The sequence below is a fragment of the Streptomyces sp. NPDC045899 genome (genome assembly GCF_056431485.1).
In genome coordinates this window covers 137,140-146,318 of record NZ_JBWKKP010000019.1, presented here as the reverse complement: position 1 = coordinate 146,318, position 9,179 = coordinate 137,140, and the positions used below count along the sequence as shown (strand labels likewise).

At 68.8% G+C, this 9,179-nt stretch carries 5 protein-coding genes; 1 reads left to right on the top strand and 4 read right to left on the bottom strand.

Translation table 11 applies throughout. The features are described 5' to 3' along the window. Positions 1 to 174: 174 nt before the first annotated feature. The 4 genes from AC07FT_RS26040 to metH form a co-directional block, all read right to left on the bottom strand. Positions 175 to 1,770 (bottom strand): ABC transporter substrate-binding protein, encoded by a 1,596-nt coding sequence (locus AC07FT_RS26040; RefSeq protein ID WP_479178294.1) that lies wholly within the window; start codon positions 1,768 to 1,770, stop codon positions 175 to 177. A 53-nt stretch (positions 1,771 to 1,823) separates the two neighbouring features. Next, the gene (locus tag AC07FT_RS26035) at positions 1,824 to 3,428 is read right to left on the bottom strand and encodes an ABC transporter substrate-binding protein (RefSeq protein ID WP_471206118.1); all 1,605 of its coding nucleotides are present in this window, start codon (positions 3,426 to 3,428) and stop codon (positions 1,824 to 1,826) included. 338 nt (positions 3,429 to 3,766) lie between these two features. Continuing rightward, positions 3,767 to 4,468, bottom strand: a complete 702-nt coding sequence (locus AC07FT_RS26030; RefSeq protein ID WP_479178293.1) for an HAD family hydrolase — start codon at positions 4,466 to 4,468, stop codon at positions 3,767 to 3,769. A gap of 139 nt (positions 4,469 to 4,607) precedes the next feature. Beyond that, positions 4,608 to 8,117: a methionine synthase gene (gene metH, locus AC07FT_RS26025; protein ID WP_479178292.1), complete on the bottom strand. Its 3,510-nt coding sequence runs from the start codon at positions 8,115 to 8,117 to the stop codon at positions 4,608 to 4,610. Between the two features lie 223 nt (positions 8,118 to 8,340). Here metH and AC07FT_RS26020 point away from each other — a divergent pair, with 223 nt between their 5' ends. Continuing rightward, on the top strand, positions 8,341 to 9,105 hold the full coding sequence (locus AC07FT_RS26020; protein ID WP_254743952.1) for an IclR family transcriptional regulator: 765 nt from the start codon (positions 8,341 to 8,343) through the stop codon (positions 9,103 to 9,105). Positions 9,106 to 9,179 lie beyond the last annotated feature (74 nt).

The window sequence follows — 9,179 nt, the reverse complement described above, 5'->3', positions numbered from 1 at the left end:
TCGCTTTGCGTGTAGGGGAACATCCGGGGGGGCGATATTCTCTCTCCCCGTCTCCTTTTTTCCCCCCCCCCCCCCCCCCGTCGCCCCCCCCCCTCCCCTCCCCTCCCCCCCCCCCCCTCCCCCCTCCCCCCCCCCCCCCCCCCCTGGGGCCGCCAGCTCACTCCGGCCCGCGGCTCAGTCCTGGGGCGTCTTGCTGATCTCCCAGAAGCGGAAGACGGTGGACGAGTCCAGCGTCCACTGGAGCCCGGAGATGGTGTTCTGGGCGACCGCGTACTGCTTGCCCTGCCACAGCGGGAGCATGGGCACGTCGTCGGCGACGACGTCCTGGATCCGCTGGTAGTCGCCGACCGTGGCGGAGCGGCTGGGCTGCTCGGCGGTGGCCGGTATCAGCTGACCGGTGAGCAGCGCCGAGCTGTAGTTGTTGGCCAGGACGTTGCCGTCGCCGAAGAAGGGGGCGACGAAGTTGTCCGGATCCGGGTAGTCGGGCACCCAGCCCTTCACATACACGCCGTACTTCCCGGCGGCGACGGCCTTCTCGTAGGTCTCGACGTCGGCGCTCTTCACATCGACGTCGAACAGCCCGCTGGCGTTGAGCTGCTTGGCGATCGCACGCAGCCCGGGGAGGGTGCCGGGGCCGTAGCGGATCGGGGTGCCCCACAGGGTCAGCTTGACCTTGCCGGAGACCCCCGCCTCCCGCAGGGCCTGCTTGGCCTTGGCGGGCTGCGGCCGGTCGCCGTACTTGTCGTAGAAGGCGGTGTTGTGGCCGGTGATCCCGGCCGGGACGACCGAGTACAGCGGTTCGGCGGTGCGCTTGTAGACGTCGCGCACCAGGGTGCTGCGGTCGATGAGGTAGGCGACGGCCTTGCGGACGCCGCGCTTGCCCGCCACCGGGTCCTTCATGTTGAAGATGAGGTGCTGGACCTCGGCGCCGGTGCCCTCGACCACGTCCAGGCTCTTGCCGTCGCCGACACTGCGCGCCTGGAGATCGGCGAGGTCCTTCATGGCCAGTCCGCGGTAGGCGAGGTCGACGTCGCCCTCCTCCACGGCGGTCTTCAGCGCCTGCTGCTCGTTGTGGAAGAACTTCAGGGTCAGCCCGGTGTTCTTGGCCTCGGCGGGACCCTTGTAGTCATCGTTGACGGCGAAGTCGGCCTTGGTCTTGTCGAAGGACTTCAGGGTGTAGACACCGGAGCCGACCGCCTCGTCGTCGGAGCGCAGCTTGTCGGCCGGGTACTCCTGGTGGTCGACGATGGAGCCCGCACCGGAGGCGATCTTCTGCGGGAACGTCGCGTCCGCGTGCTTCAGGTTGAACACCACGGTCCGCTTGTCCGGGGTCTTGATGGACCCGATGGACCCGAACATCACCGCCGGACCGTTCTTGTCGTTGATCCGCAGGGTCCGCTGGAAGGAGAACTTGACGTCCTCGGAGGTGAGCGGGTGGCCGTTGGAGAACGTCAGGTCGTTCCTGAGGGTGCAGGTGTAGACCCGGCTGGCGTTGTCCTTGAAGCTGCACGTCTCCGCGGCCTCGGGCTGCGGGGTGGTGCTGCCCTTGGGGAAGCTCAGCAGGGACTGGAACACATTGTTGAACAGCAGCCAGGAGCCGGGGTCGTAGCCGGACGCCGGGTCGGTGGAGAGCACCTCGTCCGACATCCCCATGACCACGTGCTTGCCGCCGTCGGCGGCGTCACCGTCCTCGCTTCCGCAGCCGGTCAGCAGGGCGGCGGCCAGCCCCGCCCCGAGGGGGGCTGCCAGCCACTGGTCACGTTTCCTCACGGGTTGGTTCCTCACAGTTTCGTCGTCGTGCAATCGGCCCCCGTCTGTCGTGGTCAGCCCTCGGCGCCGCGCCCCAGCTCCCAGAGCTGGAGCATGGTCGAGGAGTCGAACGCGTACTCCGCGCCGGTGATGTTCTCCCGGGCGGCCACGTACGTGTTGCCCTGCCACAGCGGCAGGTAGGGGACGTCGTCGGCGACGGCGTTCTGGATGGACTGGAAGTCCTTGGAGGCCAGGGTGCGCTGCGTCTCCTGCCGCGTCTTGGGGATCAGCTCGTCCTGGATCGCGCTGTTGCGGTAGGGCGAGTTGAGGAAGTTGTCCTTGGTGAGGAACGGGGCGATGTAGTTGTCCGGGTCCGGGAAGTCCGGCAGCCAGCCCATTCCGTAGACCGGGTACTCGCGCTTGATGAGGTTGGGGCGGAACTCCGCCCACCGGACGCCCTTGATCTTGATGGCGAACAGACCGCTGCGGTTCATCTGGCGCTGGAGCTCCTTGAACTCCGAGGCGGTCTCCGGACCGTAGTGGTCGGTGGTGTACGTCAGCGTCAGCTTCACCGGGGTGTGGATCCCGGCCTGGCGCAGCACCCGGCGGGCGGCGGCGGGGTTCGGGTCGCCGTACTCGTTGTGGAACGAGTTGGTGTGCGTGGTGACGTTGGACGGGATCAGCGAGTACAGCGGCTCGGCGGTGCGCTTGTAGACATCGCGCACCAGGGCCTGGCGGTCCACGAGGTGGGCCATCGCCTGGCGTATCGCCTTGTCCTTCACCGACGGGTCCGAGGTGTTGAAGCCGAGGTAGCGGATGCCCTGGCCGGACTGCTCGAAGAGCCGGACGCCCTTGATCTTGCCGCGGTTCAGCCGGTCGATCTGGTCCGGCGAGAAACCGCGGTGGACGACGTCGACATCGCCCTTGACCAGCGCCTTGTCCAGCTCCGCCGAGGTCTTGTAGAAGCGCATCACGACCGTGTCGGTCTTCGGCTCCGCGTCGCCCTGGTAGTGCGGGTTCCTGGTGAAGGTCACCTTGGCCAGCCGGTTGTCCTCGACCTCGGTCTTGGCCTGGTACGGGCCCGAGCCGATCATCTCGAAGCCCTCGTGCAGCCGGTCCGGTTCGTAGACCTCGCTGTCGAGGATGGCGGCGGCCGGGGTGGTCAGCTTGGAGGGGAAGGTGGCGTCCGGGGAGGACAGGTGGATGACCACCTCACGGTCGTTGGGGGTCTCGACCTTGTCCACGTTGGAGAGCAGGGAGACCGGACCGTTGCGGTTGTTGATGCGCAGGATGCGCTCCAGGGAGAACTTGACGTCCTCGGAGGTGAGCGCGTGGCCGTTGGAGAACTTCAGCCCGCTGCGCAGAGTGCAGCGGTACTGCTCGCTCTGCCGGTCCTGGAATCCGCACTTCTGGGCGGCGTCGGGGATCGGCTCGGTGCCCGAGCGGGGCAGCCGCATCAGCGTCTGGAACGCGTTGTGCAGGACGCTCCAGGAGGCGAAGTCGTAGGCGAGGTCCGGGTCCAGGGGCGCGGGCGCCGCCTTGGTGGCCTCGATCCCGTCCGTACTGCCCAGGACGAGTGCGTCACCGTCCGACCCCGAGCCGTCGGTACCGCCGCACGCGGTGAGCGCTGACATCAGTAGGCCCGCCACGGCCGGCAGCACCAGCGACTTGCGCTTCATTGTCGGGAGTCTCCCTGCGATCGATCAACCACTCGCGACGAGATTAGTCGGCGGCGCCAGCCATGCTGAGACACAACGAAGTTGAGGCAATATCACGCCCCGATAACGGGCAGCGCTTGACCGATATGCGGACGCGGTCGCGTTTCGTACGGCATGTCACCAATCCGGACACAAGGGTGTACGCAAACCGCACCAGAGGGGACGTGCAGCATAGACCCACCCCCCACGTCGACGCCAAGTTCAGTGATAAACATCACGTTCGTTATGGCGCCGTTCACGGCGGAAAAGACCCCCGGGTTATTCAGTCTGTCATTTGCAGAAATACGCTCAGTATGCGATCAGTGCATTCCCGTGACCAGCCCCTGGAGAAATGGGAGATCCACTTCTTCGAGCGATCCGACGACCGTGCGGCCCGCCGCGGGTTCGATCGGCACCACCGACGGCACCGCCACCACCCGGCAGCCCGCCGCCTCGGCCGACCGCACCCCCGTCGCGGTGTCCTCGACCACCACACAGCGGGCCGGGTCGGCGGCCAGCCCGGCGGCCGCGAACAGATACGGGTCGGGGTGCGGCTTGGTCCGGCCGATCTCGTCGCCCGCGACCGTCAGCGCGAAGTTCTCCGGGCCCAGCGAGTACAGCACCCGGTCCATCACCCGCCGGTGCGAGGCGGAGACCAGGGCGGTGGGGACACCGTGCGCGGCCAGTTCGGTGAGCAGCCTGCGGGCCCCGGGGAGCATCGGCACGGTGCCGTCGAGCAGCTCGGTGAAACGGCTGTTCAGCAGGCCGGTGAGCTCGGCGAGCGCGATATCCGCGCCGGTGGCCTCGATCAGGAAGGAGGCGCTGCGGGTCATCGGGCCGCCGACCACGATCTGGCGGTACTCCTCGGCCAGTGCGTGACCGAGCTCGGCGAAGATCGAGACCTCCGTGTCCCACCAGATGCCCTCGGTGTCGACCAGGGTGCCGTCCATGTCGAGCAGAACGGCTTGCAGTGCGGACCCTTCGGCCGTACGGGTACTGACGACGGGGATGCTGCTGGTCATCCAAACACCTCCGGACAAGGGGCACGAAGGCCGGCCTCCTCCCGTGGAACGGAAGGCGACCGGCCTCTACCGGATCGACCAGTCTACGACGCGCCGCCGCGCGGCGCCTCATGGCCGCTGGCGGACGGTCCCGGAACGGTCACCGGGCGTTGAAGTACTTCGCCTCCGGGTGGTGGATGACGATGGCGTCCGTGGACTGCTCGGGATGCAGCTGGAACTCCTCGGAGAGCTTGACGCCGATGCGCTCGGGCTGGAGGAGTTCGGCGATCTTGGCGCGGTCCTCCAGATCGGGGCAGGCGCCGTAGCCGAGCGAGAAGCGGGCGCCGCGGTACTTCAGCGCGAACATGTCCTCGACGTCGTGGGGGTCCTCCCCCGCGAAGCCGAGCTCGGCGCGGACCCGGGCGTGCCAGTACTCGGCCAGCGCTTCGGCGAGCTGTACGGAGAGGCCGTGGAGCTCGAGGTAGTCGCGGTAGGAGTTGGACTCGAAGAGTTCGGCGGTGGCCTCGCCGATCCGGGAGCCGACGGTGACGACCTGGAGGCCGACGACATCGGTCTCGCCGGATTCCTCGGGGCGGAAGAAGTCGGACAGGCACAGACGGCGGCCGCGGCGCTGGCGGGGGAAGGTGAAGCGGGTGCGCTCGCTGCCGTCCTCGTTGAGCAGGACCAGGTCATCGCCCTTGGAGACACAGGGGAAGTAGCCGTAGACCACGGCCGCTTCCAGCAGGTTCTCGGTGTGCAGCTTGTCCAGCAGCCCGCGCAGCCGCGGACGCCCCTCGGTCTCGACCAGTTCCTCGTAGCCGGGGCCGGCGCCGGTGCGGGCCTGCTTCAGCCCCCACTGGCCCTTGAACAGCGCGCCCTCGTCCAGCCAGGAGGCGTAGTCGGCCTGCTGGATGCCCTTGACCACCCGGGTGCCCCAGAACGGCGGCTCCGGGACGGGGTTGTCGGTCGCCACGTCGGAGCGCACCGGCCCCTGGTCCGGCTCCGGCTCCAGCACGGCCGCGGATTCACGGCGGGGCACACGGCGCTGCTTGAGCTCGGGGAGCGCGGCGCCGGGGACACCGCGCTTGACGGCGATCAGGGCGTCCATCAGCCGCAGCCCCTCGAAGGCGTCGCGGGCGTAGCGCACCTCGCCCTCGTAGATCTCGTGCAGGTCCTGTTCGACATAGGCGCGGGTCAGGGCCGCGCCGCCGAGGATCACGGGGTAGCTGGCGGCCAGCCGGCGCTGGTTGAGCTCCTCCAGGTTCTCCTTCATGATCACGGTGGACTTCACCAGCAGTCCTGACATGCCGATGACATCCGCGCGGTGTTCCTCGGCGGCCTCCAGGATCGCCGAGACCGGCTGCTTGATACCGAGGTTGACCACGTTGTAGCCGTTGTTGGACAGGATGATGTCCACCAGGTTCTTGCCGATGTCATGGACGTCGCCGCGGACCGTGGCCAGCACGATGGTGCCCTTGCCTTCCGCGTCCGACTTCTCCATATGCGGCTCCAGATAGGCCACCGCGGACTTCATGACCTCCGCGGACTGGAGCACGAACGGCAGCTGCATCTGGCCCGAGCCGAACAGCTCACCGACGACCTTCATCCCGTCCAGCAGCGTCTCGTTGACGATGTCCAGGGCGGGCCGCTCCTCGAGCGCGGCGTCCAGGTCCGGTTCCAGACCGTTCTTCTCACCGTCGATGATGCGGCGCTTGAGCCGCTCCTCCAGGGGCAGGGCGGCCAGTTCCTCGGCCTTGCCCGCCTTCAGCGACTGCGCCGTGGCGCCCTCGAAGAGGGCCATCAGCTTCTGGAGCGGGTCGTAGCCCTCGCTGCGCCGGTCGTAGATCAGGTCGAGGGCGGTGGTGACCTGCTCGTCGTCGAAGCGCGCGATGGGCAGGATCTTCGAGGCGTGGACGATCGCCGAGTCCAGGCCCGCCTTCACACACTCGTCCAGGAAGACCGAGTTCAGCAGGATCCGGGCGGCCGGGTTCAGTCCGAAGGAGATGTTCGACAGACCGAGGGTGGTCTGCACATCGGGACGGCGGCGCTTCAGCTCCCGGATCGCCTCGATGGTGGCGACGCCGTCGCCCCGGGACTCCTCCTGACCGGTACAGATGGTGAAGGTGAGGGTGTCGATGAGGATGTCGGACTCGAGGATGCCCCAGTTGGTGGTGAGGTCCGTGATCAGCCGCTCGGCGACCTCCACCTTCTTCTCCGCCGTACGGGCCTGGCCCTCCTCGTCGATGGTCAGCGCGATCAGGGCGGCGCCGTGCTCCTGGGCCAGCCGGGTGACCAGCGCGAAGCGGGACTCGGGGCCGTCGCCGTCCTCGTAGTTGACGGAGTTGATGACCGCGCGCCCGCCCAGCTTCTCCAGCCCCGCCCGGATGACGTCGACCTCGGTGGAGTCCAGCACGATCGGCAGCGTCGAGGCGGTGGCGAACCGCCCCGCCAGCTCCGCCATGTCCGCCACCCCGTCACGGCCGACGTAGTCCACACACAGGTCCAGCAGATGGGCGCCCTCACGGATCTGCTCCCGGGCCATCTCCACACAGTCGTCCCAGCGGCCGTCCAGCATGGCCTCGCGGAACTTCTTGGAGCCGTTGGCGTTCGTCCGCTCGCCGATGGCCAGGTAGGAGGTGTCCTGACGGAACGGAACGGTCTGGTAGAGGGAGGCGGCGCCGGGCTCGGGGCGCGGCTCCCGCTCGGTGGGGGTGAGCCCACGGGTCCGCTCGACGACCTGGCGCAGATGCTCCGGTGTGGTGCCGCAGCAGCCGCCGACCAGGGACAGGCCGTACTCGCGGACGAAGGTCTCCTGCGCGTCGGCCAGCTCGGCCGGGGTGAGCGGGTAGTGGGCGCCGTCCTTGCCGAGCACCGGCAGTCCCGCGTTGGGCATGCACAGCAGCGGGATGCGCGAGTGCCGGGCGAGATAGCGCAGATGCTCGCTCATCTCCGCCGGACCGGTGGCGCAGTTCAGCCCGATCATGTCGATGCCCAGCGGCTCCAGGGCGGTCAGCGCCGCGCCGATCTCCGATCCGAGCAGCATCGTCCCGGTGGTCTCCACCGTCACCGAGCAGATCAGCGGGAGGTTGGCCCCGGTGGCGTCCAGCGCGCGGCGGGCACCGAGGACGGACGCCTTGGTCTGGAGCAGGTCCTGGGTGGTCTCCACCAGCAGGGCGTCGGCCCCGCCGGCGATCATGCCCTCGGCGTTGGCCTGGTAGGCGTCGCGCAGCACGGTGTAGGCGGCGTGGCCCAGCGTGGGCAGCTTGGTGCCTGGGCCCATCGAGCCCAGCACCCAGCGGTGGCGTCCGTCGGCGGCGAACTCGTCGGCCACCTCGCGGGCGATCCGGGCACCGGCCTCGGACAGTTCGAAGACGCGGTCGGCGATGTCGTACTCGCCGAGGGCGGCGTGGTTGGCGCCGAAGGTGTTGGTCTCGACGCAGTCGACGCCCACCTCGTAGTAGGCGGCGTGCACCGACCGGACGATGTCGGGGCGGGTGAGGTTGAGGATCTCGTTGCAGCCCTCGAGCTGCTCGAAGTCATCGAGGCTGGGCTCCTGCGCCTGGAGCATCGTTCCCATCGCGCCGTCGGCGACCACCACACGGGTGGCCAGCGCCTCGCGGAGAGCGTCGGCTCGGGCGGCGGCGGTGGGCGATGGCATGTGCAAGGCCATGGAAGTGCTCCCTGGAGTGCGACGGCTGTCGGCTTTGCGCCCCCGTCCGAGGGGGGCGCACCAGGCCAGCGTAGCCGCCGGACGCCGAACGGCCATGTTCGTTCCACCTTCCGGGACGGCGCCGCGTGATGAAGGTTGATCGTTTTCGTATGCCCTCCTGTACCGCAACGTCGGCATGGACCGATAGTGTTCAGCATTGTCGAACACGGTCGGGAGGTTGGCGATGGCCCGGAACATCCAGTCGTTGGAGCGAGCTGCGGCGATGCTACGCCTGCTCGCCGGTGGTGAGCGACGTCTGGGACTGTCCGATATCGCCTCCACTCTGGGACTGGCCAAGGGGACCGCGCACGGCATCCTGCGCACCCTCCAGCAGGAGGGCTTCGTCGAACAGGACGAGGCCTCGGGCCGCTACCAGCTCGGCGCGGAGCTGCTGCGCCTGGGCAACAGCTATCTGGACGTCCACGAGCTGCGCGCCCGCGCGCTGGTGTGGACCGACGACCTCGCCCGCTCCAGCGGCGAGAGCGTGTACCTGGGCGTACTGCACCAGCAGGGCGTGCTCATCGTCCACCACGTCTTCCGCCCGGACGACAGCCGTCAGGTGCTGGAGGTCGGCGCCATGCACCCGCTGCACTCCACCGCCCTGGGCAAGGTGCTCTCCGCCTACGACCCGGTGGCCCACAGCGAGGTGGCCGAGGGCGAGCGCAAGGAGTTCACCCCGCGCACGGTGACCGGGGCCGAGGAGTTCGAGGGCGTCCTCGCCCTCACCCGGGCCCGGGGCTGGGGCTCCGACGTGGAGGAGACCTGGGAGGGCGTCGCGTCGGTCGCGGCCCCCGTCCACGACCGCCGGCGGCTGCCGGTGGGGGCCGTGGGCATCACCGGCGCGGTGGAACGGGTGTGCGACGGCGGAGAGCTGCGCTCCGAGCTCGTGGCGGCGGTCCGGGACTGCGCCCGCGCCGTATCCCGGGATCTGGGCGCAAGCCGCTTCTGATCACGTCCGCCCAGGTCCGCACCGGTTCACAACGGTTTCACATACCCGCGATTTTTCCGCCACACGACCCTTGA

Coding starts and splice junctions, on each gene's coding strand:
- AC07FT_RS26030 (WP_479178293.1), bottom strand. CDS start 4,468: ATGACCAGCAGCATCCCCGTCGTCAGTACCCGTACGGCCGAAGGGTCC.
- AC07FT_RS26020 (WP_254743952.1), top strand. CDS start 8,341: ATGGCCCGGAACATCCAGTCGTTGGAGCGAGCTGCGGCGATGCTACGC.
- metH (WP_479178292.1), bottom strand. CDS start 8,117: ATGGCCTTGCACATGCCATCGCCCACCGCCGCCGCCCGAGCCGACGCT.
- AC07FT_RS26035 (WP_471206118.1), bottom strand. CDS start 3,428: ATGAAGCGCAAGTCGCTGGTGCTGCCGGCCGTGGCGGGCCTACTGATG.